The sequence below is a fragment of the Xanthobacter sp. DMC12 genome (assembly GCF_056314105.1).
Map to the genome: position 1 here is coordinate 226,625 of NZ_JBQUYZ010000003.1, position 25,291 is coordinate 251,915.

At 70.2% G+C, this 25,291-nt stretch carries 26 protein-coding genes; 13 read left to right on the forward strand and 13 right to left on the reverse strand.

Annotated elements, in window-relative coordinates; translation table 11 throughout:
- Nucleotides 1–6: 6 nt before the first annotated feature.
- The 6 genes from ACT535_RS14175 to ACT535_RS14200 all read left to right on the forward strand — a co-directional run bounded on the left by ACT535_RS14175 (nt 7) and on the right by ACT535_RS14200 (nt 6,171).
- Nucleotides 7–975, forward strand: coding sequence for a VOC family protein (locus ACT535_RS14175; RefSeq protein ID WP_168458995.1), 969 nt, complete (start codon nt 7–9; stop codon nt 973–975).
- A gap of 103 nt (nt 976–1,078) precedes the next feature.
- On the forward strand, nt 1,079–2,608 hold the full coding sequence (mhpA, locus tag ACT535_RS14180) for a bifunctional 3-(3-hydroxy-phenyl)propionate/3-hydroxycinnamic acid hydroxylase MhpA (RefSeq protein ID WP_476364880.1): 1,530 nt from the start codon (nt 1,079–1,081) through the stop codon (nt 2,606–2,608).
- Between the two features lie 42 nt (nt 2,609–2,650).
- A complete protein-coding gene (locus ACT535_RS14185; RefSeq protein WP_476364881.1) occupies nt 2,651–3,496 on the forward strand; it encodes a fumarylacetoacetate hydrolase family protein in 846 nt (281 codons plus the stop codon).
- A 158-nt stretch (nt 3,497–3,654) separates the two neighbouring features.
- Nucleotides 3,655–4,482: a DNA-binding transcriptional regulator gene (locus ACT535_RS14190; RefSeq protein WP_476364882.1), complete on the forward strand. Its 828-nt coding sequence runs from the start codon at nt 3,655–3,657 to the stop codon at nt 4,480–4,482.
- Between the two features lie 91 nt (nt 4,483–4,573).
- Nucleotides 4,574–5,047: a MarR family winged helix-turn-helix transcriptional regulator gene (locus tag ACT535_RS14195; protein ID WP_476364883.1), complete on the forward strand. Its 474-nt coding sequence runs from the start codon at nt 4,574–4,576 to the stop codon at nt 5,045–5,047.
- Nucleotides 5,044–6,171 (forward strand): FUSC family protein, encoded by a 1,128-nt coding sequence (locus tag ACT535_RS14200; RefSeq protein WP_476364884.1) that lies wholly within the window; start codon nt 5,044–5,046, stop codon nt 6,169–6,171. The genes ACT535_RS14195 and ACT535_RS14200 overlap by 4 nt, the downstream gene beginning before the upstream one ends.
- Here ACT535_RS14200 and ACT535_RS14205 read toward each other — a convergent pair.
- From ACT535_RS14205 to ACT535_RS14230, 6 genes are all read right to left on the reverse strand, one after another.
- Nucleotides 6,147–7,133 carry an FAD:protein FMN transferase gene (locus tag ACT535_RS14205; RefSeq protein WP_476364885.1) on the reverse strand — a complete coding sequence of 329 codons (987 nt, stop codon included), beginning with the start codon at nt 7,131–7,133 and terminating at the stop codon, nt 6,147–6,149. The two genes, ACT535_RS14200 and ACT535_RS14205, sit on opposite strands and share 25 nt — an antisense overlap.
- A complete protein-coding gene (locus tag ACT535_RS14210; protein ID WP_476364886.1) occupies nt 7,114–9,306 on the reverse strand; it encodes a PepSY domain-containing protein in 2,193 nt (730 codons plus the stop codon). Before ACT535_RS14210 ends, ACT535_RS14205 begins: the two co-directional genes overlap by 20 nt.
- 21 nt (nt 9,307–9,327) lie before the next feature.
- Entirely contained in the window at nt 9,328–9,798 is a 471-nt protein-coding gene (locus ACT535_RS14215; RefSeq protein ID WP_024279909.1) for a DUF2271 domain-containing protein, read from the reverse strand.
- Between the two features lie 39 nt (nt 9,799–9,837).
- Nucleotides 9,838–10,188 carry a hypothetical protein gene (locus ACT535_RS14220; RefSeq protein WP_168459003.1) on the reverse strand — a complete coding sequence of 117 codons (351 nt, stop codon included), beginning with the start codon at nt 10,186–10,188 and terminating at the stop codon, nt 9,838–9,840.
- 80 nt (nt 10,189–10,268) lie between these two features.
- Nucleotides 10,269–11,618 (reverse strand): ATP-binding protein, encoded by a 1,350-nt coding sequence (locus ACT535_RS14225; RefSeq protein ID WP_476364887.1) that lies wholly within the window; start codon nt 11,616–11,618, stop codon nt 10,269–10,271.
- Nucleotides 11,615–12,286, reverse strand: coding sequence for a response regulator transcription factor (locus ACT535_RS14230; protein WP_168459005.1), 672 nt, complete (start codon nt 12,284–12,286; stop codon nt 11,615–11,617). The genes ACT535_RS14225 and ACT535_RS14230 overlap by 4 nt, the downstream gene beginning before the upstream one ends.
- Nucleotides 12,287–12,440: 154 nt before the next feature.
- Between ACT535_RS14230 and ACT535_RS14235 the strand changes: the two genes are divergently transcribed.
- The 7 genes from ACT535_RS14235 to ACT535_RS14265 all read left to right on the forward strand — a co-directional run bounded on the left by ACT535_RS14235 (nt 12,441) and on the right by ACT535_RS14265 (nt 17,863).
- Nucleotides 12,441–12,710: a PepSY domain-containing protein gene (locus tag ACT535_RS14235; protein ID WP_476364888.1), complete on the forward strand. Its 270-nt coding sequence runs from the start codon at nt 12,441–12,443 to the stop codon at nt 12,708–12,710.
- A 246-nt stretch (nt 12,711–12,956) separates the two neighbouring features.
- Nucleotides 12,957–13,574: a thermostable hemolysin gene (locus ACT535_RS14240; protein ID WP_476328102.1), complete on the forward strand. Its 618-nt coding sequence runs from the start codon at nt 12,957–12,959 to the stop codon at nt 13,572–13,574.
- Nucleotides 13,558–15,009, forward strand: coding sequence for an AMP-binding protein (locus ACT535_RS14245; RefSeq protein ID WP_476364889.1), 1,452 nt, complete (start codon nt 13,558–13,560; stop codon nt 15,007–15,009). The genes ACT535_RS14240 and ACT535_RS14245 overlap by 17 nt, the downstream gene beginning before the upstream one ends.
- A 37-nt stretch (nt 15,010–15,046) precedes the next feature.
- Nucleotides 15,047–15,715 carry a TenA family transcriptional regulator gene (locus ACT535_RS14250; RefSeq protein ID WP_476364890.1) on the forward strand — a complete coding sequence of 223 codons (669 nt, stop codon included), beginning with the start codon at nt 15,047–15,049 and terminating at the stop codon, nt 15,713–15,715.
- Nucleotides 15,705–16,487: an SDR family NAD(P)-dependent oxidoreductase gene (locus ACT535_RS14255; protein ID WP_476364891.1), complete on the forward strand. Its 783-nt coding sequence runs from the start codon at nt 15,705–15,707 to the stop codon at nt 16,485–16,487. The genes ACT535_RS14250 and ACT535_RS14255 overlap by 11 nt, the downstream gene beginning before the upstream one ends.
- Before the next feature lie 30 nt (nt 16,488–16,517).
- On the forward strand, nt 16,518–17,174 hold the full coding sequence (locus tag ACT535_RS14260; protein ID WP_476364892.1) for a tetratricopeptide repeat protein: 657 nt from the start codon (nt 16,518–16,520) through the stop codon (nt 17,172–17,174).
- Complete coding sequence (locus ACT535_RS14265; protein ID WP_476364893.1) at nt 17,174–17,863, forward strand: class I SAM-dependent methyltransferase; 690 nt, start codon at nt 17,174–17,176, stop codon at nt 17,861–17,863. The genes ACT535_RS14260 and ACT535_RS14265 overlap by 1 nt, the downstream gene beginning before the upstream one ends.
- A 4-nt stretch (nt 17,864–17,867) precedes the next feature.
- Here ACT535_RS14265 and ACT535_RS14270 read toward each other — a convergent pair whose 3' ends face one another.
- The 7 genes from ACT535_RS14270 to ACT535_RS14300 all read right to left on the reverse strand — a co-directional run bounded on the left by ACT535_RS14270 (nt 17,868) and on the right by ACT535_RS14300 (nt 25,286).
- The gene (locus ACT535_RS14270; protein ID WP_476364894.1) at nt 17,868–19,220 is read right to left on the reverse strand and encodes a sensor histidine kinase; all 1,353 of its coding nucleotides are present in this window, start codon (nt 19,218–19,220) and stop codon (nt 17,868–17,870) included.
- Entirely contained in the window at nt 19,217–19,894 is a 678-nt protein-coding gene (locus ACT535_RS14275) for a response regulator transcription factor (protein ID WP_168459013.1), read from the reverse strand. The genes ACT535_RS14270 and ACT535_RS14275 overlap by 4 nt, the downstream gene beginning before the upstream one ends.
- A 341-nt stretch (nt 19,895–20,235) precedes the next feature.
- Complete coding sequence (locus ACT535_RS14280) at nt 20,236–21,084, reverse strand: fumarylacetoacetate hydrolase family protein (protein ID WP_476364895.1); 849 nt, start codon at nt 21,082–21,084, stop codon at nt 20,236–20,238.
- Nucleotides 21,085–21,162: 78 nt separating this feature from the next.
- Nucleotides 21,163–22,365 carry an MFS transporter gene (locus ACT535_RS14285; protein WP_476364896.1) on the reverse strand — a complete coding sequence of 401 codons (1,203 nt, stop codon included), beginning with the start codon at nt 22,363–22,365 and terminating at the stop codon, nt 21,163–21,165.
- Nucleotides 22,366–22,504: 139 nt separating this feature from the next.
- The gene (dmpG, locus tag ACT535_RS14290) at nt 22,505–23,536 is read right to left on the reverse strand and encodes a 4-hydroxy-2-oxovalerate aldolase (protein ID WP_476364897.1); all 1,032 of its coding nucleotides are present in this window, start codon (nt 23,534–23,536) and stop codon (nt 22,505–22,507) included.
- Complete coding sequence (locus ACT535_RS14295; RefSeq protein WP_476364898.1) at nt 23,536–24,483, reverse strand: acetaldehyde dehydrogenase (acetylating); 948 nt, start codon at nt 24,481–24,483, stop codon at nt 23,536–23,538. The genes dmpG and ACT535_RS14295 overlap by 1 nt, the downstream gene beginning before the upstream one ends.
- Nucleotides 24,480–25,286, reverse strand: coding sequence for a 2-keto-4-pentenoate hydratase (locus ACT535_RS14300; RefSeq protein WP_476364899.1), 807 nt, complete (start codon nt 25,284–25,286; stop codon nt 24,480–24,482). The genes ACT535_RS14295 and ACT535_RS14300 overlap by 4 nt, the downstream gene beginning before the upstream one ends.
- Nucleotides 25,287–25,291 lie beyond the last annotated feature (5 nt).

Genomic DNA, 25,291 nt, shown 5'->3' on the forward strand with positions numbered 1-25,291 from the left:
CACCCCATGGGCGTCATCGCGCTCGGTTATCTCGGCATCCGCTCGGACCGGATGGACGACTGGAACGCCTTCGCCTCGGGCCTCCTCGCCATGCAGGCGGTGGACGCGACGCGGACCCAGACGACGTTCCGCATGGACGACCAGCGCCAGCGGCTGTTCGTGGTGAACGAGCCGGGCCCGCTCATCGCCGCCATCGGCTGGGAGGTGGCGGAAAAGGCGGACCTCGACCGCTTCGCTGCCCGCCTCGAAGCCGCCGGCGTCGCGGTGGCGCGCGGCACCCGCGCGCTGGCCGACCGGCGCTTTGTCGAGGACCTCATCACCTTCGCCGACCCCGACGGCAACAGCGTGGAGCTGTTCTTCAACCCCATGCGGGCGAGCGATCCCTTCGTGCCCGGCCGCCCCATCTCGGGCTTTCGCACCGGCCCGTTCGGCATGGGGCACGCCGTGCTGCACGCGGTGCGGATCGACGCGCTGCTGCCCTTCTATCGCGACCTGCTCGACTTCCACATCAGCGACTACGGGCTCACCCCCTATCCGCTCTATTTCTTCCACGTGAACGGGCGCCACCACAGCCTCGCCATGGTCGGCTCCGGGCAGACCGGCTTTCACCACTTCATGATCGAGTTCAACAATCTCGACGACGTAGGCCAGGGCTACGACCTCGCCGAACTGGAAGAGGGGCGCCTCGCCTACACGCTGGGGCGCCACACCAACGATTTCATGACCTCCTTCTACGCCCACTCGCCCTCCGGCTTCTTCGTGGAGAACGGCTGGGGCGGGCGGGTGATCGATCCCGCCACATGGGAGCCGCACGAAACCTTCGCCGGACCGAGCTTCTGGGGGCACGAGCGCCTCTATCTGCCCGAGGAGCCGCGCGCGCGGCTGCGCAACATGCGCCTCGCGGCGGCCGCCAACGGCCTCCGGTCACCGGACGTGGTGGACTGCCCCTGGCTCTACAGCCGGCTGGCGGGCTGACCGCCGACCCTTCCGGACCCGCCCCGCGACGCAGGCGTCGAGGCGCGGGCTCTCTTCATCGCATCGGATCTGCGCGCAGGCGGACCACAACACGGGGAAAACCATGCCCGAGGCAAACGGCAGCACGCCGGATCGTTTCGACGTCGTCATCATCGGCCTCGGCCCCGTTGGCGCGACCCTTGCCAACCTGCTGGGCCTTCAGGGCGTCTCCACCCTCGTGCTCGAACGCGAGACCGAGGCCTACCACCTGCCACGCGCCGTGCATTTCGACGACGAGGTGATGCGCGTGTTCCAGACCATCGGCCTCGCCGATGAGATCGTCCCGTCGCTGCGGGTCAATCCGGGGATGCGCTTCGTCGATGCGACCGGCGCGCTGCTGATGGACTGGCCGCGCCCGCAGGAGGTGAGCGAATTCGGCTGGCACGCCAGCTACCGCTTCCACCAGCCGGACCTGGAGCGGCCCCTGCGCGACGGCCTCCGGCGCTTCGCCAGCGTGCGGGTGCGCACGCGCTGCGACGCCTTCGCCTTCGTCGAGGAGGCGGAAGGGGTGAGCGTCCGCTACGAGGACCTCGCCACCGGCCGCCTGCAGCAGGCCCGCGCCCGCTATGTGGTGGGCTGCGACGGCGCCCGCTCGCTGGTCCGCCGCTTCATCGGCTCGTCCATGGACGATCTCGGTTTCCATGAGCGCTGGCTGGTGGTGGACGCGGTGCTCCGGCGGCCGAAGCCCGAGCTGGGCGACCACACCATCCAGTATTGCGACCCCGCGCGGCCTGCCACCTATGTGCGCGGCCCCGGCGACCGCCGCCGCTGGGAGATCACCGTGCTGCCGCATGAGGACGGTCGCGCCATGGTGCACCCCGAGACCGTCTGGTCGCTGCTGGCGCCGTGGCTCCGGCCCGACGAGGCCGAGCTGGAGCGGGCGGCGGTCTATACCTTCCATTCGGCGGTGGCGCAGCGCTGGCGCGGCGGCCGGCTGCTGCTGGCGGGCGACGCGGCCCACCAGACCCCGCCGTTCATGGGCCAGGGCATGTGCTCCGGCATCCGCGACGTGGCGAACCTCGCCTGGAAGCTCGAGGCGGTGGTGAAGGGGCAGGCGGAGGACAGCCTGCTCGACACCTACCAGAGCGAGCGGGCGCCCGATGCCCACGCCTATATCGAGACCGCGGTGCGGCTCGGCGGCCTCATCAACACCTGCGGCACCGAGGCCGCCCTCAACGCTGCCTTCCGCGACGCGGACGGCGTGGTGCGCCTGCGCAGCCGGGTGCCCCAGCTGGGACCGGGCGTCGCCCTCGGCCAGGTGGACCTAGCCGGCAGCCGTTTCGCCCAGCCGCGCCTCGGCGACGGGCGCCGGCTGGATGACGCGGTGGGCTACCGCTTCGCCTTGCTGTGCCGCGACGAACTCTGGCGCAACGCCGCCGAGGGCGTGCGCCAGCGCTTCGAGGCGGCCGGCATCGCCATCGTCAGCACCGCCGACTGTCCCGACCTCGGCCCGCTGCTGGATACGGCCGGCGCGGCGGCGGTGCTCGTCCGCCCGGATCGCTACGTGGCCGGCAGCGCAACCGACGCGGTGGACCTTGCCGCCATGGCCGATGCGCTGGCGCCCGCCTTCCCGGCGCAGGCCTCCGCCGCCTGATCTCTCTCACATCCCGAAACGTTCAAGGAAAAGGCTTGCCCCATGAAGTTCGCGTCCTTCACCCACGCCGGCAAGGCCGGCTACGGCCTCGTGACCAGCGGCGGGATCATTGATCTCGCCCGACGCTTTCCCGAGGCGCCGACGCTGCGCACCTTCATCGCCGGCGGGCTTGAGCGCGCTGCCGCCCTTGTGGGCGCGCCGGCGGATTTCGCCCTCGCCGACGTGACGCTGGCGCCGGTCATTCCCGACCCGGACAAGATCGTCTGCGTGGGCCTCAACTATCACGACCACGTGGTGGAGACGGGCCGTACCGTCACCCCCAATCCCATGCTGTTCGCGCGCTATGCCGGCAGCCAGGTGGGGGACGGCGAAGCGCTGGTGAAGCCGCTGGAATCCGACGAGTTCGACTATGAGGGCGAACTCGCCGTCATCATCGGAAAGCCCGGCCGGCGCATCTGCGAGGCCGACGCGCTGTCCCATGTGGCGGGCTATGCCTGCTACAACGATGCCAGCGTGCGCGACTGGCAGCGCCACACCTCGCAGTTCATGCCCGGCAAGACCTTCGCCGCCACCGGCGGCTTCGGCCCGTGGATGGTGAGCGCCGACGAGATCGGCGATCCAACCCGCCTCAGCCTCGCCACCCGCCTCAACGGGACCGAGGTGCAGCGCACCACGGTGGACCTGATGATTACGCCCATCCCCACCTTGATCGCCTACACCTCCACCATCCTGCCCCTGCTGCCCGGCGACGTGATCGTCTCGGGCACGCCGGGCGGGGTCGGCGCGCGGCGCACGCCCAAGCTGTTCATGAAGGATGGCGATGTGGTGGAGGTGGAGGTGAGCGGCATCGGCGTGCTGCGCAACCCCGTCGTCGCCGAGCGGGCCTGAGGCCCGAGCAGGCCGGCCCGGCACTGTGCTGGGCCGGCACTTGCTTGGCACGGCACTTGTTAGGCACAGCATGGCGATCGCGTATAGCATGGGGGAAGACCGGCGCGTCCGGCTGGGCGAACGCCGGGGAAGAGGCCGGGCCATGAGCGAGACGGGCCATGAGCGAGAGACCGGCTGACGAGCGGACGGCGGCGCAGGACCGCACCGACAGCGTGCGCGCGCTGCGCCGCGGGCTCGCCGTGCTGCGGCACATCAATGCGGTGGGCAGCACCAGCGCAACGGCCATCGCCCGCGCCCTGAACATCCCGCGCCCCACCGTCTACCGGCTGCTGCAGACGCTGGAGGAGGAGGGCTACGTCGCCTTTTCCGCCTCCTCGGCCCAGGTGCGGGTCACGCGCCTCTCCGCCAGCCTCGGCGATGGCTATGCGGCGCACTCGCGCGTGTGCCAGGCGGCGGGGCCGGTGTTCGGCGAGCACGGGCCGCGCCTCGTCTGGCCACTCGACCTGACGGTCTACGAGAACGCCGCCATGGTGATCCACGAGACCACCCACACGCGCAGCCCGCTCTCCATCGACCGGGGCATGATCGGCTATCGCCTGCCCATGCTGCGCACCTCGGCCGGCCGGGCCTATCTGGCCTTCTGCCGGGAGGAGGAGCGGGCGATGATCCTCGATCACCTGCGCCGTATTCCCGATCCCGAGGATCGCCCGTTCCTCGACGAGGCGTGGCTGAAGCGGATGATCGAGGACACGCGCCGCCGCGCCGTCGCCGTGCGCGACGGCGGCGAGTTCCGGCCGAAGACCTCCAGCATCGCCGTTCCGGTCATGGTCGATGATCGCGTGGAGGCGGTGGTCTCGATGATCTGGATCCGCTCCGCCCTGTCCCTGGACGAAGCCCTTTCCGCCCATGCGGAGCCCCTGCGCGGCATCGCAGCCGCCATCGCGCTGGCGGTCCGTGGCCAGCAGGCGGCCGGGGACGGGGAATAGCCCGCCGACCCCAGCCGGAACCCTCACTTGGCAGTCCCGGCTCAATTTAATTTGCATTGCAATGCAAATTAAATTCTGCTTCTGATGCGGCATGACCCCGGCTCCCGCCTCACCCCGCGCCCGCTTCGGCGTGCGCTTCGCGCTGCTTGCCCGTCGCTGGCGGCGGGCCCTCGATGCCCGTCTCGCCGAGGCGGGGCTGTCCGATGCCACCTGGGTGCCGCTGGTGCATCTGCAGGAGTCCGGGGACGGCATCACGCAGAAGGAACTTGCGGCCCTGGTGGGCATCGATGGGTCGAGCCTCGTGCGCCTGCTCGATATCCTGTGCCGGCAGGGCCTCGTGGAACGACGGGTCGACGCCTCCGACGGCCGCGCCCGGCTGGTCCATCTGACCGAAGCAGGCCGGGTGCGGGTCGCCGAGATCCGCCGCGAACTGGCCAAGGGGGAAGCGGAGATGCTGGCGGACCTGTCCGACGCCGAGATCGCGACCATGCTCCGGCATTTCGAGCGGATCGAGCAGCGGCTGCAAGGCCTTCAGGTCCAGCGTCGGGAGACGACCGCCCCATGAGCCCGCCCGAATCCGCGCCCGCGACGCTCGCGACCCGCCGGCTCGATGCCGCGCGCCATCTGCTGAAGCCGCATCAGATCCGCGAGAGCTGGGCCCTCGCGGCCCAGCCGTGGCAGCGCAATGCCGCACTGGCCGGCCTTCAGGCGTCGCTGGCGGCGGCGATCGCCCTGCCCCTCGCCCTCCTCTCACCCTGGCCGCATCTCGTCGGCTTCGCCTCCCTGGGAACGCTCGCAGCCCTGTTCGGCCGCTTCGCCCCCGCGGCCGGGCGCGGTCGCATCGTCCTCTTCTGCGCCCTGTGGCTGACCTTCTCGGTGTTCGCCATGTCGGCGGCGGGCTGGCTCGGCGCGCCCTATCCCCTCCAGCTGGGCCTTCTGGCGCTGGCCTGCGGGTTCTTCTTCTTCGTCGCCAACACCGGACAATATGGCCCGCCCGGCGCATTGATCTTCGTGTTCGCAGCCGGTGCCGCCATGGGCCATGTGGCCTCCTGGCAGGAGGTGGTGGAGCGGGCTGCGGCCACTGCGCTCGCGGCGGGACTGACGTGGCTGATCTGCGCGGGGACGGAAGCGCTGCGCCAGCAGGCGACGCCCGAGGCGCCTTTCCCCGCAGAGCCGGTCCGCCCCCTCGACCACCGCCTCATCGCCGCCGCGCGCATCACCCTCGGTTCGGCGATCGCGGCCTTCGCCGCCTATCTCGCCGGCGCCGCCCATCCCGCCTGGGCCGCCATGGGCACCGTGGCGGTGATGCAGGGCACGCACCTGCACATCAGCATGAGCCGCGCCATGCAGCGCATGGCCGGCACCGTGGTGGGCGCGGGCCTGGTCTGGCTGATCCTCTCCCAGGAGCCGTCGGTGTGGAGCGTGGTCGCCCTGCTGGTCTTCCTGCAATTCGCCACCGAGATGATCATCGGCGCGAACTACGCCCTCGGGCAGATCCTGGTCACGCCCATGGCGCTGCTCATGAGCTACCTCGCTGCCCCCGGCGCGGCGGGCACGGCCATGGCGCCGGAACGGGTGTTCGACACGCTGGTCGGCGCGATCATCGGCATCGTCCTGGCGGTGGCATGCTCGACGCTGGACGACCGCATCCACCTCGCCCGGCATCACGCGGCACGCACCGGGAGGTGAGCCTCGCCGCCGGGGCGAAACGTCTCCTCCACCGTGCCGTCGGCACGCACGAACAGCGCCGCAAGGCCGAGGCGACGCGCGAGGGCCGGGCCTTCGCCTGCCCCCCGCACCAGCAGCGCGGTCGCCCAGGCGTCGGCCGCCATGCAGGTCTCGCCGAGCACGGTGACGGCGCAAAGGTCGTTCTCCAGCGGCGCGCCGCGCGCCGGGTCCATGGTGTGGGAGAGCACGCGGCCTCCCACTTCCACCCGGTGGCGATAGTTGCCCGAGGTGGCGACGGCGGCGCCTGAGAGTTCCAGCACGCCGAGAATGTCCCGCTCGCCGGCAGACGGCCGCTCATGGGCCACCGTCCACGGCCGCCCGTCCGGCTTCAGCCCTTCGGCGCGCATCTCGCCGTCGATGCCCACCAGCCATGACGTGACGCCCGCCGCGCGCATCTCGCGGGCCAGCTCATCCACGCCGAAGCCCTTGGCGATGCCGGCCAAATCGAGCCGGAGCGGCGCCAGACGGCGGGCGCGGCCGCCGGCCGGATCGAGCTGCAAGGTCTTGGGCGGCTCGAAGGAGGGCCGGCCGGCGAGCGCCGCGATGCGTCCGCCATCCGGCGTCCGCCCCACGCCGAAGCCCCAGGCCTTCACCAGATCGCCCACCCCGATGTCGAACGCCCCGCCCGAGAGGCGCCCGATCTCGAGGGCGGTCGAGAGGACGTGCATCAGCGCGCGGGGGATAGGGGTCCAAACACCGATCGGCGCGGCATTCAGCCGTTCGAGATCGGAGTCCGGCCGGAAGGTGGACATCTGCTGCTCCACCCGCTCCACGGCGGCCTGAAGGCGGCGGGCGAGCGCCGCTTCGTCCACGTCGGCGGCGAAGAAGGTGGCGGACCAGCGCGCGCCCATGGCCGGTCCGCTCGGGGCACGGCGCCGCAGCGCCGTGGCATCCCGACCCGTATCAATAGACATCTTCGACATAGCGTCCGCTCGACTTGAGGGTGGGAAGGTCGAGGCCCAGCGGGCGCACCACCGGCTCCAGCGCGCGGGTCACGGCCTCGGCCATATCGCGGCCGCCGCAGACGAGAATCTGCGCGCCCTGCCTCACCAGTTCCCGCAGGCGCGGGGCGTCGGCGGCGATGCGGTCCTGCACATAGGCGCTCTCATCCGCGTCCCGAGAGAAGGCGGTGCGCAGGGTCGTCAGCCGCCGTTCGGCGAGGTGCTGGGCCAGTTCGTGCTCATAGAGGAAATCGGACGCCGCGCTTCGCCCGCCCCAATAGAGATGCACCGGCCGGCCCGCCGCATTGGCCCGCACGAAGCCGGCGAGCGGCCCGATGCCCGCCCCCGCGCCGATGAGGATGAGCGGCCCGCGCCCCTTGGCCGGGCGGAAGGCGGGATTCTCCCGGATGAAGGCATCGATGCCCTCGCCGGGCTGAAGAGCGTGCAGGAAGGTGGAGCACAGGCCGCCCTCGCGCAGCCGCACGCAGATTTCCAGCACGCCATCGCGGGTGGAGGAGGCCAGCGAATAGAAGCGCGGCATGGCCTCGCCGGGAAGCACGATGCCAACGAGGTCGCCGGCCTCGAAGGCGGGCAGAAGGCCGGGCGCGCCGGTGCGCGGGTCCACGGGCGCCTGAAAGCGCAGGATCGCCACGGGCGCGCCCACCGCCTCGCCGTAAAGCTCGCGCCCCGCGAGCACCAGCCGGGTGGTCTTTGGCGGCTCCGCCACATGGGTGAGCACGAGGTCGTGCCCCAGCACATCGCCGAGATCGTGGCCCCACTGGGCGAATTCCTGGGGCGAGCGGCGATCCACCCGTTTCATGGGCAGGAGTTGCGGGCAACCGCGCGCGTCCAGCGCATCGGCGACATCACGCGCGAACCGGCAGAAGTGGGGGAAGCTGCGATCGCCGAAGCCCAGCACCGCCACCGCCGGCTGCCCCGGCAGATTGGCGAGGCGGGACAGGAAGTGCTTGGCCGATTGGGGCGCGGCGCCCTCGCCATAGGTGGCCGCGAGCACCAGCAGGCGCGGGGCGGCCATATGCGCCGCGCTCACATCGTTCATGGCGGCGGTGTGGACCTTGTGGCCGGCGGCGGCGAGGGCCGCGTGCAGGGTGCCCGCGAAGCCCCAGGTAGAATTGCCCTCGCTGCCCACGAGGATCACCGTATCCGCCGCCCGCGCCGGGACATTGGCGCCGATGCGCGGCCGCGCCGCCCGCCGCCGCAGCCACAGGACGAGACCCGTTGCGCCCAGCACCGGGACCATGGCCGAGGCGAGGCCGAGTAGAAGGCCGAGCACCCAGGCGCCGCGCCCGGTGTGCAGCGTGCGCATGAGGTCGTTCACCCGATCCAGCGCGGTCGCGGGGGTGAACGCGAGGGTGGTGCCGGTGGCGGCGTCCACCAGCCGCTCGCCATCAGCGGTGGCGAGGGTGAAGACGTCGGTGGGGTCGGCGGGATCGGGGAAGGTGAGTTCGCGCAGATCCTGAAGCTTCACGGTCTTCAGGCCGGCAAGCGTCCCGACGGGCGCCGCCGCGCCGCCGCTGGCAGTGACGGCGGGGGTCGTCGCCGCCGTTTCGGGCAGTAGCCCGAAGGTGCCGGCTGACATCCACAGGCCGGTGAGCGAGGACAGGAGCAGGCCCACCGCCGCGAGCCGGCCGAGTTCTCCATGCCAGCGCTGCGCCGGGGTGCCGCGGATGGGTCGCAGCAACGCGCCCATGCCGCCGAGCCGGCGGGCCAACAGCATGAGGCCGGAGACGCTGAGGCCAAGCATCGCCAGCGCGCCGATGGCCGCCCCCACGCGCCCCGCATCGCCCATGAGGAAGGCGCGGTGGACATTGGTGAGGAAGCGGGTGGTGTCCGACACCGCATAAGGCCCCAGCCCCGCGCCGGTGGCGGGGTCGATGCGCTCCACCCCGCGCGTGCCGCCCTCATCGAAGGCCGTCGTGAGGCTGCCATCCGCCCGCAACCGGATGGCGCTGACGCCGGGATGGCGCGCGGCGACCGCACCCGCGACGTCCGCGACGCTGGCGGACGCCGGGATCGCGGGGGCGGCAACGTGGTTCAGCGCCGGCTGCACGGAGAGGACCGTGCCGGAGAGGGCGGTGACGGAAAGGGCGAGCGCCAGCACGATGCCGGGCAGGCCATGGAGGCGGCGAAGCATTTGGGGATGTCCGAAGGGAGATCAGAAGGTGACGGTGAAGGACTTCACATAGCCCTTGCCGGCGACAGGCTTGCCGGACGCGCTTGCGGCGAGGGGGGCGACCACCTCGGAGGGATTGTCCATCCCGTCCTCTACCGCCGTGTCCACATGGACCTGGTAGCCGGCATCGATCATGGCATCGGCGAGATCGAGGGTGATCTTCAGCGTCTTGCCGGAGCCGATGCTGGCGCCGGTGATGCCGTCGATCTCGGTGGGGCGTCCGCCGGAGGCGCGCTGCCAGTCGGAGAGGTGGCGGTAGTATTTCGCCTTGCCTCCGGCCATCCATAGCGTGCCCTTGTAGGCGCCGGCCGCATCGGTGACGTAGAGCACCACATAGGCGCCGTTGCCGCCATAAGGCTTCAGGGTGGTCTCGAAGGTGACCTGCCGTGCCTCGGCCAGCACCGGCGAAAGCAACGTGGCGGTGGCGGCCACGGCGGGAAGAACGAATTTCATCTGATTAGTCCTTTGAAAGTGCGCGGGATCGGCTGAGGGTCACTGCACCTCGACCTTGGGCCGGGCCTTGCCCTGGAACAGGCCGTTGTCCGGCACCGGCGCCGCCGGATCGGCCGGGCCGTTCTGCGGAACGGCGGCGGGACGCGCGCCCGGGCGGCCGTCATCGTCGTCGTCGTCATCATCGTCGTGATGGCGGCCGTGGTGGCGCTCCTTGCCCTCGCGCCGGTGGTCATTGTCGGCGAGATGGAGGGGGCGGGCGTCGGCGCGGGGGGCGTCGTCGCGGCTGTGGAAGGGGAGATCGAGATGGTCGATCTGGGTCGCCGCCAGCGCCACGCCGAGGCCAGCGGTGGAGAGGAGGAGGGCGGTCCCGATCAGGGTGCGTGTCTTCATGGAGGGGCTCCGGCGTTCGATGACGCTGACACCCTCCCGAACCAACCTGACAGCCGCCTGAACCCCCTGCTGAATCGCGTTCAGCTTGCTGTCAGGTTCTCAGGTTCGGTAAAGCGCACGACGGCGCTGAAGCCCTCCGTCTCCCCCGGGATGGGCGAGGCAATCTCCAGCACCAGCCCCGCCCCGCGGCAGATGGCGGCGGCGATGGCGAGGCCGAGCCCTGAGCCCTCCGCCCCCGTCGGCCCCCGCTCGAACGGCCGCAGCAAGAGAGACATCCGTTCCGCCGGAACGACGGCGCCGTGGTTGGAAATGTCCAGCCGGTCGGCGGTGAGGCGGACTCGGACCGGGGTGTCGGGTGCGCCGTGTTTCAGTGCGTTTTCAATGAGATTGCGTGCCAGAACCGCGAAGGCGTCGGGGTCGAGATCGCTCACCGGTCCGCCCTCCGCCGCGATGCTCAGCTCGATGTCCGCCGCGCGCCCGGACTGGCGCTCAAGGTCGGCGATCACATGGCGCAGCACAGGCGCGAGCGGTGCCGGGGCCTCCGCGACCAGGCCGGCGCCTTCCGCCTTGGCGAGCTGCAGCAGCTTTTCGGACAGGCGCGAAAGACGGCGCAGCGCGCCCGCGATCGTGCGCGCCCGCTCCTGCGCCGGCCCTTCCGGCAGCTCGGCCACGAGCCGCTGGGTCTGCGCCAGAGCGGCGGCGATGGGGGTGCGTAGCTCATGGGCGCTGTTGGCGGCAAAGCCCCGCTCCGCCTCCAGCGCCCCGCGGAGGCGCTCCATGAGGGCATTCACGGCGCCCGCGACGGGGGCCATCTCCTCTGGCAACCCTTGCTCCGGCACCGGTGCGAGATTGCCCCGCCCGCGCGCGGCGATGGCATGGCGGAAGGCGATCACCGGCCTCAATGTGAGGCGAAGCGTGAGCCAGACGCCGGCGAGCGCGATGGGCACGAGGGCGACAAGCGGCCAGATCAGCGCCATGACCGCCCGCCACACCGCGGCGGCGCGATGGTCCAGCTCCTCCGCCGTCGTGACGATGACAGTGCCCCGCACCGCCGCTTCCGTGTAGGTGCGCAGCCGGGCGGTGCTCTGAAAGCCGGGGGCGAGGCCTGCGGGTATCGCCATCTGCTCCGCGTCGCTGGACTGGAGCAGCACCCGCCCTTGCGCGTCGCGCACCACGTAGGTGATGAATTCCCGATGCGGCCCCACGGGCGGCATATGTTGCGGACCAGCCCCGTCCTCACGCGCGAGCAGCTCGGAATAGGCGAGCGGCAGCACCCTTTGCGCCACCTCCTGCAACGCGCTGTCGAAGACCTCGTCGATCTCGTGCCGCAGCACCAGCCCCGCAACCGTCGCCGCCGCAAGCCACAGCGCGGCGATTGACACAGCGAGCCACAGGCCGAGGCGCCGCCGCAGGCTCCAGCCTCCGCTCACGCGCCGCCTCCCGGCGTGCCGAGGCGATAGCCCATGCCGCGCACGGTCTCGATGACGTCGGCACCCAGCTTCTTGCGGAGGCGGGCCACATAGACCTCGATGGTGTTGCTCTCCACTTCCGCATCGAAGGAATAGAGCCGTTCCTCCAGCTGCGGCTTCGACATGAGTTGGTGCGGCCGCTGCACGAAGGCCTCGAACAGCGCCCATTCCCGCGCCGTCAGCGCGATGGCCTGCCCCGCGCGGCGCACAGAGCGGGCGGCGAGGTCCACCTCGATGTCGCCGAGCGTCACCAGCGGGTTGGGATTTCCGGCATAGCGCCGGCCCACGGCGCGGATGCGCGCCGACAGCTCGAACAGGTCGAACGGCTTGACCAGATAGTCGTCGGCCCCCGCATCCAAAGCGGCGATGCGGTCAGAAATCTGGTCGCGGGCGGTGAGCACCATCACCGGCGTCGCGTCGCCCGAGCTGCGCAGACGCTTCAGGAAGTCCGAGCCGCGGCCGTCGGGCAGCATCAGGTCGAGGAGGATCAGGTCGAAGGCCGCGGCATGGACGGCGTGCTCGGCATCGGCGAGGCGCGTTGCCCAATCGGCACCGTGCCCGTCCGCGACGATCTGGTCGCGCACGGCCATGCCCAGGACGGGATCGTCTTCGATCAGGAGGATACGCATCTGTCACCTCGGCGGGGCGCATGGCAATCTAGCGCGGCCGGAGGACGATGGGGCGAGAGAATATTCCTGTGCGTTCAGGTGGGTGTCAGCTTGGCGTGCTTTTCATCGGGCCTCGCCGAAAGGAGTTTGCGCGGTGAATCGCTCGGGGCTCGCATTGCGGAATGTCTTGGCCGGCGTGGCCCTTGCCTGCCTCGCCGCCACGCCGGCGGCCGCTGACCGCGATTGCAACGTGCCTCTGGCCGACTGGCAGCCGCGTGAGGCGTTGCAGAAGAAGCTGGAGGCCGAGGGCTGGACGGTGCTCTCCATCCGTTCGGACGATGGCTGCTACAAGGTGCGCGCGACAAATGCGCAGGGCGCACGGCTGAAGGCGAAGTTCGATCCGGCACGGCTCGAACCGGTGCCCGGGCATGGCGACGATGACTGATCGGGTGCTTCGGATCTCTTTCCCGTTGCGCTCCTGAGTGGCCCGCTGGCAAAAGCCGACCCTGATTTTCCGGCGCCAGATGGGTCGATGACCCTCTGCAGATCGGGCGGAGGTCTCGGGCTCTTGGGCGCCGGCTCGCGCCCCAGAAGCGCCTCAAATTCTCCCCGCCCTGACCGTTCACCTGTAAGCGAGGCGTAAGCTCAGCCTTGCAACGTCCGTGACAGTTTCAAACACGGACGAGCGGACATGGGATTTGCACAGATTGTTGAACCCGGCGACGCCGAGCGCGCCGAGGTCGAAGCTTTCATCCGATCCGTCTATGCCCGCGAATATGGCGCCCACGTTGGCGCCTTCGCGCGGCGCCTCCTGTGCCGGCGGAACGCGGCGGGCGACATCCTTTGCGCCGCCGGCCTGCGTCTCGCCGAGGAAGGTTTTTTCTCCGAGCTTTATCTGGACAAGCCGGTCGAGGCCGCGCTCTCCGGCGCCACCGGGCGCAGGCTCCGCCGCGCGGATGTCTATGAGGTCACGACGCTCGCCAGCGGCGCGCCGCACGACCTCGTGCCGTTCATCGCCGATATCGTGGCCTTCGGTGGCGACCACGGCCTGTCCTGGTGCTTCTTCACCCTCACCCGCCGCCTCAGCCTTCTGGTGCGGCGGCGCGGCCTGTCCCCCATCTATCTCGGCGATGCTGATCCCGCCCGGGTCCCCCACCCCGATGCCTGGGGACGCTACTACGAGACCGAGCCCAAGGTCTTCGGCGTGTGTGGGGTGGACATGCTCGCCGCCTATCGCCGGGCGCAGGCGGCGTCCGTCCGCCTTCCGTCTGCGGCCAGCCGGGTGATGCACCATGCGGACGTTCTTTGAGTCCGTGGCGGGCCACGCCCGCCGAGCACCGGACCGCATCGCATTCACCGATCCGGATGGCGCCATCACCCGCGCCGGATTGCTGGCCGACGCGGCGCGCCTTGTCGCTGCGCTTCCTCCCACTGCACGAGTCGTCGGGCTGCTGCTGCCCAACGGGCGGGCCTATGCCGTGGCCCAGATGGCGCTGGTGGCCGCGGGGCGCATCGCCGTGCCGCTCCCCGGCTTCTTCAGCCCGGCCCAGATCGCACATGTGGTGCGTGATGCGGGCATCGAGCTGATCCTCGTCGCACCGGGCGGGGAGAAGGCCGTTCCGGAAGGCATCGCCCGTCAGGCGGTCCCTGTGACCGGCGTGCCGGGCGAGATGCCGGGCTTCCGCGCGGGCTACGGCACCCTCATCTACACCTCCGGCAGCACCGGCGCCCCCAAGGGCGTGCGGCACGAGAGCGGCCAGGTGGGGTGGTCCGCCGCCGCGCTGGCGGACGCGATCGGCGCGCGGGAGGACGACACCTATCTCTCCGTGCTCCCGCTCTCCCTGCTGCTGGAGGGCATCTGCGCGCTGTTCATTCCGTCTCTCGTGGGAGGCAGCGTGCATTTCGACACCGCCGTCTCGGAGCGGATCGGCAGCGGCGCGGTCTCCGGCATCGCCGCGACGTTCGCCCGACATCGGCCGACCACCGGCGTGCTGGTGCCGGAGCTGCTCCGGCTCTGGGTGGCGGAGCTTGCCGCCGCGCGGGCCCGCGCCCCGGACAGCCTGCGCTTCGTCGCTGTCGGCGGTGCCGCCGTGCCGCCCCAGGTGGCCGAGGCCGCGTGGAACCTCGGCATTCCCGTCCACGAGGGCTACGGCCTGTCCGAATGCTGCTCGGTGGTGGCGGTGAACCGGCCGGGCCGGCGCGTGGCGGGCACGGTCGGCGAGCCGCTGCCGGGCCTGACGATCACCGTGGAGGATGGTGAACTCCACGTGGATGGTCCGTGCGTCACTGACGGCTATCTGCGTGGTGCGCCCGCCGCCCGGCCATGGCCGACCGGCGATCTTGCGGCGCTGGATTCCGACGGCCGGCTCACGATCTCCGGCCGCAAGGACAATCTCATCGTCACCCCGCTCGGGCGCAACGTAAGCCCCGAATGGGTCGAGACCGCGCTCCTGGCCGATCCCTACATCGCCGCCTGCGCCGTCGCGGCGGACCCGGAGGGGCTCGCAGCCCTGGTGGTGCCGGTTCCCCCCGCCGCCGAATGGTTCGCGCATGCGGGCCGCGCGGCGGTGGAGGCCCGCGTCGCGGCCACGTGCGCGGGTTTGCCGGCCTATGCGCGGCCGGCGCGCGTACGCGTCATCGATGTGCCCGCGGCCAAGGCCGCCGGCCTCTTCACCGATAACGGGCGCATCCGCCGGCGCGTGGCGCACGGCCTGCTCGCCGCCGACGTGGCCGCAGCCGTCTGACACCCTCTTCCCAACCATCATCAGAAAGGCATCGGCCATGAGCTTCCATGACCGCCTGACCCGCGAGACCGCGGCCGCGCGCGAAAGCTTCCTCGCCATCCCCCTCGTCGCCAACGCCCCGCGCACGGGGGGCCCGCGTGAACTCTACCTGGCCTTCCTCACCGAGGCTTATCATCACGTGAAGCACACCTTCCCGCTGCTCGCGCTGGCGGCTTCGCGCACGCAGGACGAGCGCTATCAGGAGGCCCTCCTCGAATACATGGAGGAGGAGCGCGGGCACGAGAAGTGGATCCTCGACGACATTCGCGCCATGGGCGGAGATGCCGAGGCGGTGCGCACCGGCCAGCCGGGCCAGGCTTGCCGGGTGATGGTGGGCTTCACCTATTACGCCATCGAGCATGTGAGCCCCTACGCCATGCTCGGCAGCGTGCATGTGCTGGAAGGCATGTCGGTTCTGCTCGCCGATCAGCTCGCGGCGACGCTGGCGCGGGCGTTCGGGAGCGTGGGCGGCGCCGGCTTCTCCTACCTCACCTCCCACGGCAGCCTCGACCAGGAGCACGTGGCCTTTTTCCGCTCGCTGGTGGATGGCATCGAGGACCCGTCCGTCCAGGACATCATCATCGATCATTCGCGGATGTTCTATCGCCTCTACGGCGACATCTTCCGCGAGCTCGGCGCCCGCGCGGAGCTGAGCCATGCGGCCTGAGCCATTTCCGCGTGATGTGAAGTGCGTGCTCGTCACCGGCGGCGGCTCCGGCATCGGCCGGGCGCTGGCGCTGGAGGCCGGCCGGCGCGGCATGGCCGTGGCGGTGTGCGGCCGCCGCGCGGCGGCGCTGGAGGAGACGGCGGCGGCGCTGCCGTCTTCGGCCCGCCCGCTCGTCATCCCTGCCGATCTCACCCGGCCGGAGGACCGCGCCCGCATCGCAGCCGGGCTGAAGCAGGCGTGGGGGCGACTCGACCTCCTGTTCAACAATGCCGGCCGGGTCGATGGCGGTGATGTGGAGGAGATGGGCGACGGGGCGCTGGAAGATCTCTTCCGCACCAATGTCATCGCCCCCATGGCGCTGACGCGGGACCTCGCCCCGCTGCTCGCCGCCGCGCGGCCGGCGCGGGTGGTGAACGTGGGCTCGGTGTTCGGCGACATCGCCTATCCGGGCTTTGCTGCCTATTCGGCCACCAAGTTCGCCTTACGCGGCTATTCCAGCGCACTCCGGCGGGAGTGGAAGGGGCGCGGCATTGCCGTCACCTATGCCGCGCCGCGCGCAACGCAGACCGATGCGGCGGCGGCCTTCACCGATCTCATCGCCAAGACCGGCATGCGGCTCGACGCCCCGGAGAAGGTCGCCGCCCACATCTGGCGGGCTGTGGAGGCTGGCCGCGATGCCGCCTACCCCGCCGGTCCCGAACGCCTGTTCGTGCTCCTCCAGCGCCTCTTCCCCAGGCTCATCGACCGCTCCCTCGCGCGCCCCAGCGCCTGAGCCCCACATCCGAACCATAAGGATAAAACCATGCGCGCAACCCTCTTCCTTGGCGCCCTGCTGTCCGCCGCCTTCACCGTTTCCGCCGGCGCCGCCCCCGCCGATGATCCTGTTCTCGGGCAGGTGAAGCAGATCCAGACCCGGTGGGAGACCATCAAGTTCACGGTGCCGGAAGGCGACAAGCAGACCGACCAGATGACCGTCCTCGGCGCCGATGCCGATAGCCTCGCCGCCAAGTATCCCGACCGGGTTGAGGTCCTTATCTGGGACGGCATCGTCACCAGCGAGCGCGCCTCTCTGGTCAATCCCATCTCGGCGCTGTCGCTCGCCACCCGCGCCCGCGACACGCTGGAGAAGGCGTACAGGATGAACCCGACCGTGCTCGACGCCGGCGCGCCGACCAGCCTGGGCGTGCTCTACTACCGGGTGCCCGGCTTCCCGGTGGCGTTCGGCGACAAGGCGAAGGCGCGCCAACTGCTGGAGCAGGCCACCAAGACCGCGCCCGACGGCCTCGACGCCTGGTATTTCTACGGCGATTTCCTGATGACCCAGGGCGAGTATGCCAAGGCCCGCGAGGCCTTCACCCACGCGCTCGCCATTCCCGTGCGCGCCGACCGGGCGCTGTGGGACGAAAATCGCCGGCTGGTCATCACCGAGAAGCTTGAGCAGATCAAGGCCAAGCACTGATGGCGAAGGACGCGCGGCCGCTCACAGGCGCGGCGCCAGGGGCGGCGGCGCTTTCCGGCCTTTGGCACTGGCTCGGCCGCCAGCTCGCCCGCCCCGAGGGGGGCGGGGGCGCGCTGGTGGGGCGGGCGATGTCACTCGCAAATCGCGAACCCTACCGGCTGGCGATCGAAGCCCTCGGCCCCGCCCAGAGACACCGCGTGCTGGAAATCGGCTTCGGGCCGGGGGCCGGCATCGCGGAACTGGCCGAGCGCGTTCCAGGCGGTCTCGTGGCAGGCATCGAGGGCTCGCCGGCCATGCTCCGGTTGGCGGCGGCGCGCAACCGCGATGCCGTCGCAGGCGGCCAGATCGAACTGGTGGACGGTGATTTCCGCGATCTGCCGTGGACCGACGGGAGCTTCGACAGGGTGCTCGCCGTCAACGTCGCCTATTTCTTCGATCCGGCGGGCATGGCGGCGTCCGAGATGCGGCGGGTGCTGAAGCCCGGCGGACTTGCGGTTCTCTATGTGACGGATCGATCCACCATGGCGCGCTGGCCGTTTGCCGGGGAGGACACCCACCGGACCTATGACGCGGCCGGGCTGCGGCGCCTCCTTATCGACGGGGGCTTCGGCGATGCCGACATCCGCATCGTGGGTCACCGCCTGCCATTCGGCGTCGATGGCCTGATCGCCGTCGCGCGGGCGGCGTGAGCGCTCACGCCGCTGGCAGCCAGCCGGCGTCAGGGAAGCGCATGGTCGCGGACCCGCCCGCTCCGGGATCGTTGGACAGGGTGAGATCGCCGCCGTGCGCCATCATGGTGCGCTCCACGATGGAGAGGCCGAGGCCAACCCCCTCCCGGCGCTCGCTGCGCACCCGCCCGCTGCGGCGGGCCTCGCGGTCCAGCACCTGCTCGGGAAATCCGGGTCCCTGATCGCGAACGATGATGGACGGCGCCGCGGTGATCTCCACGGAGATCAGCCCCCTGTCCGGCGTATGCTCGAGGGCGTTCTCGACCAGATTGCGCACCGCCCGGAACACGTCGTCCCGGCCGCCGGCCACGAGGACGGGGATATCCGGCGCGATCACCTCGATCATCCGGCCCCGGCCAACGATGCGGGGCGCCAGAAAGGCCGAGGCTTCGCGCGCCACTTCCCTCAGGTCCACGATCTTGCCCGCCTCGAGATTGAAGCGTCCGACCCGCGCGCGATCCAGCAGTTGCTCCACCAGCCGGGCCATGACGCCGAGGTCGTGCTCCAGGATGCGGGCGTGCGGGTCCTTCATGGTCGCAAGCTCGGCCTTCATCACCGCGAGCGGGGTGCGCAGCTCGTGCGCCATGTCGGCAACGAACTCCTCCTGCAGGCGATGGGCCTCCCGCAGGCGATCGAAGGCGGCATTCACCGTGCGCACGAGGGCGAGCAGGTCGTCCGGCAGGCCCTTCTCGGTCAGCGCTGCGGCACCCCCCGGCTGGATGGCCCGCGCCTCCTCCACCGTCTGCGAGAGGGGCGCGAGGGCGATGCGTACCACGATGACGTTGACCGCGAGGATGGCGAGCAGGAAAGGCAGCCAGATCCAGGCGATGTCCTTCATGAACTCGTGCAGCACCGATTCAAAGATGATGTGCCCCTTGGGAAACATCAGCTGCACATAGACCGGGACGGGCATGTCGGGGATGCGCGCGGACAGTCCGTAATATTCCCCCTCCTCCGCCTGTCTGGGGATCCAGAAATAGAGGGGGCGGTCGGTGCGGAACGAGGTGAAGCGTTCCGTCACCCCGGGGGAGGCGGCAACAATTTGGCCCTTGTCGTCGAGCACGACGTAGCGACCGGATTCGTCGGCAATGCGCTGGCGCGTCGTTGCATCCACATCGGCGGTGAGCTTGCCATCGACCAGGTGGATATCGTCCGCAATGTCGCCGATGAAGGCCTGCAGCGTGCCCTCGAAGAACAACGAATGGGTGTTGTGAAAGCGGGTGTAGAGGTAGAAGGCGCCGACCGCGACGGCAACGAGGCTCACGCTGACGAGGCCCAGCACGAGCCGGCCGAAAACGTCGCGGGGCCAAATCCTCACGGCCGAGCCTCCGCCAGCAGGTATCCGATGCCGCGCAGGGTGACGATCTCCCGGTTGGCGCCGGCACCGGAAAGCTTCTTGCGCAGCCGGTGGACCAGCACCTCGATGGCATTGACGCTGACTTCCTCGTCATAGCCGTAAAGCGCTTCCTCCAGCGCGGACTTCTGCACCACGCGTCCGGACGATCGCATCAGCATCTCCAGCGCGCCAACCTCGCGGCGGCTGAAGTCGATGGCCGTTCCGTCCACCATGGCCCGCCGCTCGGTGGGATCGAGGGCGATGTTGCCTTCCGCAAGGACCGTCTGGAAGGCGGTGCCCGGCCGGCGCAGCAGGGCCCGGATGCGAGCGATCAGTTCGTCCACGTCGAACGGCTTGCGCAGATAGTCATCGGCGCCCCGGTTGAGGCCCTGGACCACGGAGGCTTTGTCGTCCCGTGCCGTCAGCAGCAGGACGGGCGTTGAGGAACCGCGGCGGCGCAGTGCCTCGAGGAGGTCCATGCCGTCGCCGTCGGGCAGGCCGAGGTCGAGCACGATGCAGTCATACCCGGTGGTCTGGATGGCGGCGCGGGCGTCGGCGAGGGTTTCGAACGCGTCCGTTGCGAAGCCGGCGGCGCGCAGGGCACCGGCGGTCAGCCCGCGCAGGCGGGCATTGTCTTCAAGAATGAGAACGCGCATCACCGACCCAAGCAGTACCGCGCTCCGTTGCGCACGAATCCACCATGCTCCGCACTACGGCAATTCCGCGGCTGTGTCGGCTACCCTCGGGATCTTACGGAGGACATCACGGTAGGTGAGCCGCGACGATACGCGTCTTCAGCAGCTCATGGATCCAGGGATTGGTCTCGGCGATGGGGGCGGCCACCGAACCGGCCCATGGCCTGCGTCACGGCCGTGGGTGATGCGGGCGCCGGCCTCGGGAATCGGCAACATCGGGCCGTCGGCCGGACTTGCCGCCGCCGCACGTGCCTTTCCCGGCACGAACGCCCGCGCCATCGGCGTGGGCGTTCGATGGATGGTCAGCGCCAGGCGCGCACCTGCTGCCGCTGCTGGCCGAGCTGGGAGATACCCAGCTCCATCACGTCGCCTGCCTTCAGGTAGATGGGCGCCGGCTTCTGCCCCATGCCCACGCCAGGCGGCGTTCCGGTCGTGACGACGTCACCGGGAAGGAGGGTCATGATGCGGCTGATGTAGCTGACCAGATGGGCCACGTCGAAAATCATGGTCCGGGTATTGCCGGCCTGCATGCGGCGGCCATTCACGTCGAGCCACAGGTCGAGCGCCTGAGGATCGGGAACCTCGTCGCGCGTCACGAGCCAAGGACCGATGGGGCCGAAGGTGTCGAAGCCCTTGCCCTTGTCCCAGGTGCCGCCGCGTTCCAGCTGGTATTCGCGTTCGGACACGTCGTTCACGAGGCAATATCCTGCCACGTGCTCCAGCGCCCGCTCCTGCGGCACGTGGCGGGCAAGCGTGCCGATGACGATGCCCAGTTCCACCTCCCAGTCGCCCTTGGTGGAAGCTGGCGGCAGGACCACATCGTCGTTCGGCCCCACGATGCAGCTGGTGGCCTTGGAAAAGATGACCGGCTCGCTCGGCAGAGCCATGCCGGCCTCAGCTGCATGGTCCGCATAGTTCAGGCCGACGGCGATGAACTTGCCCACATGGGCGACGGGGCAGCCAAGACGCGGCGTCCCCTCCACGATCGGCAGAGCGGAATGGTCGAGCGCCGACAGGCGCGCGAGGCCGGCCGGCGAAAGCGCGTCGCCGGCGATCTCGCCGATTTCATGGGACAGATCGCGGATACGGCCACCGGCGTCGAGGAGCCCGGGCCTTTCCCGGCCTTCGGGTCCGAAGCGCAGTAATTTCATGGTGATCTCCTTTTCTTTGCCCGCAACCCTCGCGGTCGGCCTGCGCTCCCGGCGTCGCGGCAGCGCAGGCCCGCACCATCAGGCGAGGGCCGGCCGGAACCGGCGGGTCACCAGCGCGAGGGTGCCGAGGCCGCAGACGAGGATGATGGGCACCAGCAGCAGCATCACATCGGCCGGCGTGCTGCCCTGCGCCACCAGGACACCCGCAAGCAGGGGGCCTGCCATGGAGCCGAGGCGCCCGACGGCGACCACGACGCCCACGCCGGTGCCGCGGATTTCCGCCGGATAGCATTGGGGCGCGATGCCGTAGAGAATGGACTGCACGCAGAGCACGCCCACGCCCGCCAGTGTCACGGTGAAGAGCATGGTGGCGAGCGCCGGCTGGAGCAGGCCAAGCATGGCGAGGGCGGCCGCCACGAAGGCGAAGCTGGCGGCGATGGCGATGCCACGCTGGCGCCCGTCCAGCACCCGCCCGCCGATGAGGCTGCCGACCGCCCCGCCGAGGCTGTAGAGGATGAGGGCGAGCGAGGCTTCGCTGCGCGAGAAGCCCTGCGCCACCAAAAGCTGCGGCAGCCAGTTCATGAGCAGGTAGACCACCATCAGGCCGAGAAAAAAGGCGCTCCACAGCAGCAGGGTGGCGATCATCGCATCGGGCCGGAAGACCTCGGTCCACGGCGTCTTCTGGCCGGACGGGGCCGGCGCCATCTTCAGGGGCGGCAGGCCCATGTAGATGAAGGGCACCAGCAGCAGGGGCAGAATGCCGCCCACGAGGAAGATAGAGCGCCAGTCCCCGCCATGCAGATCGAGCAGGGCGACGAGGCTCGCCACTGCCGCGCCCAGCGGCATGCCGGCATACATGAGGGCGACCGCCCGTCCTTTCCGCTCCGGCCCGACCGCCTCGGAGGCGATGGAGACGAGGTTCGGCAGCGCGCCACCCAGCCCGACGCCGGTCAGGAACCGCAGCACCACCAGTGCCTCCACGGAGGTGGCCAGGATGGTCGCGATGGAGGCGATGCCGAAGGCCACCAGCGCGATGAGGAGGCCCGCGCGCCGGCCCCAGCGGTCGGCCGTGTAGCCCCCGATCAAGGCGCCGATCATCAGGCCCAGCGTGGCCGAGGAGAAGAACAGCCCCATCTGCTGGGGCGTCATGTGGAAGGCCGGCCCGATCTTGGGGGCGGCGATGCCCGCGGCCTGCAGATCGAAGCCCTCGATCACCGCGGCGAGCGAGACGTAAAGAAGCGCCCTGCTTCCGGCAGGGGTTGATTTCAGTTCGGCTGGCATTTGCTTTCCTCCCATCCGGTGCGGCCTGTTGCGGCCGCTGTCTCGTTCATCCGCCGATGGCCGGCAGGCCCCGCGGTTCGTCTGTGTGTGCTCCCGGTCCCGCGCGGGACCGGAAGCGGTGAACTTTCGTGAGGCGCCGTCAGGCGGCGGCCGTCGCCCGGGCGAGATCGAGGGCGACGTCGACGATCATGTCCTCCTGACCGCCGACCATGCGGCGGCGGCCGAGTTCGGCGAGGATGTCGCGGGTGTCGACGCCGTAGGTCTTCGAGGCGGCCTCGGCGTGGCGCAGGAAGCTGGAATAGACCCCGGCATAGCCCAGCGAGAGGCTTTCCCGGTCCACCCGCACGGGCCTGTCCTGCAGCGGGCGCACCAGATCGTCGGCGGCGTCCATCAGGATATTGAGGTCGCAGCCGGTGGCGATGCCCTTGCGGTTCAGCACGGCGATCAGCGCTTCCAGCGGCGCGTTGCCGGCACCCGCGCCCATGCCGGCGAGCGACGCATCCACCCGCACCGCGCCCGCCTCGATGCCCGCCACCGCATTGGCAACACCGAGCGTCAGGTTGTGGTGGGTGTGGACGCCGATCTCCGTCTCGGGCTTCAGCGCATCGCGGAGCGTCTTCACCCGAAGCGTATAGTCCTCCGGCAGCAGCGCCCCGGCGGAGTCGGTCACGTAGACGCATTCCGCGCCGTAGCTCTCCATCAGCTTCGCCTGCTCGGCCAGCTGCTCGGCCGGGATCATGTGCGCCATCATCAGGAAGCTCGCCGCATCCATGCCCAGTGCACGGGCCGCCTCGATGTGCTGGCGGGACACGTCGGCCTCGGTGCAGTGGGTGCACACCCGCACCGAGCGGGCGCCGGCGTCGTAGGCGGCCTTCAGGTCATGCACCGTGCCGATGCCGGGAATGAGCAGAACGGTGACGACCGCCCGGCTGCATTCCTCCGCAACCGCGGCGATCCACTCCAGGTCGTCATGGGCGCCGAAGCCGTAATTGAAGGTGGCGCCGGTGAGGCCGTCGCCGTGGCTGATCTCGATGGCGTCCACCCCGGCCCGGTCCAGCGCCCGGGCGATGGCGCGGGTAGTGTCGAGCGAATACTGGTGGCGGACCGCATGCATGCCATCGCGCAGGGTCACGTCCTGGATATAGAGCTTGTCCGGGTTGGGACGGGCCATCACGCGGCCTCCTTCGCGAGGAAACGGGCGGCCCAGCGGTCGGCGGAGACCAGGGCGGCCGAAGTCATGATGTCGAGGTTTCCGGCATAGGCCGGCAGATAATGGGCGGCGCCCTCCACCTCGAGCAGGATGGTGGTCTTGAGGCCAGTGACCGGGCCGACGCCGGGGATGCGGACCGGCGCGTTGTTCCCGATCTCCTCGAACTGCACCTTCTGCTTCAGGCGATAGCCGGGCACGTAGGCCTTCACGGTCTCGACCATGTCGAGGATGGAGGCCTCGATGGCTTCGCGCGTGCCGCCCTGGGAGAGGGTGAAGACGGTGTCGCGCATGATGAGCGGCGGGTCGGCCGGGTTGAGGATGATGATGGCCTTGCCGTGCTCGGCACCGCCCAACACCTTGATGGCCTTCGAGGTGGTCTCGGTGAACTCGTCGATGTTGGCGCGGGTGCCGGGACCGGCGGACTTCGAGGAGATGGAGGCGACGATCTCGCCCCAGATCACCCGCTCGGTGGCGCGGCGCACGGCATGGACCATGGGGATGGTGGCCTGGCCGCCGCACGTGACCATGTTCACGTTGGGCGCGTCGAGATTGGTCTCGCCATTGATGGCCGGAATGGTGAAGGGGCCGATGGCGGCCGGGGTGAGGTCGATGACCTTCTTGCCGTCCTTCTGCAGCACCGCATCGTTGGCGATGTGGGCCTTGGCGGAGGTGGCGTCGAACACCACACCGATCTCAGCGTAATTGGGCAGGCGGGTGAGGCCCGCGATGCCCTCATGGGTCACCGGCACCCCGAGCCGCGCCGCGCGGGCGAGGCCGTCGGACGTGGGGTCGATCCCCACCATGGCGCCCATCTCCAGATGGCGCGACATCCGCATGATCTTGATCATCAGATCGGTGCCGATATTGCCAGAGCCGATGATCGCGGCCTTGATCTTGGGCGTGCTCATGCCTGCGTCTCCGTGGTGGCGGGGGCTCCGATGGCGACCTTCACTGTGCCGAGCCCCGCGATGCGCGCCTCCAGCACATCGCCGGGAGCAAGGGGGACCATGGGGCCGAGGGCGCCGCTGAGAACCACGTCTCCGGCCTTCAGCGGCGTTCCGAGCCTGGCGCAGGTGCGGGCGAGCCACAGCACCGCGGTGAGCGGATTGCCGAGGCAGGCCGCGCCACCACCAAACGACGCGGCGGTACCGTTGCGGTTGAGCACCATGCCGAGGCCGGCGAGGTCCGTGTCCTCCAACCGGCGGATGGGAGCGCCCATCACGTAGACGCCGCTGGAGGCGTTGTCGGCGATGGTGTCCGAGATGCGGATGTCCCAGTTCTTGACCCGGCTGCCGACGATCTCGATGGCGGGGGCCACATAATCGATGGCGCGGCACACCTCGGTGGGGGTGACGTCCGCCGCCGCGAGGTCCGCCTTCAGCACGAACGCGACTTCCGCCTCGGCCTTCGGCTGGAGCAGGCGGGCGAAGGGCACTTCCTCGCCGTCGCAATATTCCATGTCGGCGAACAGAACGCCGAAGTCCGGCTGGTCGACGCCCAATTGCTGCTGGACGGCGCGCGAGGTGAGGCCGATCTTGCGGCCCACGAGCCGCCTCCCCTCCTCCACCGCCCGTTTGGTGTTGAGGAACTGGACCTCATAGGCGGCCTTCAGGTCGAGGCCGATCAGGTCCCGCACCGGCTCGCAGGGCGTCGCCGTGCGCACCGCCTCGGCCAGCCTTTCGGCGGCCGCGACAATTGCTGCTGCGCTCATCTCAA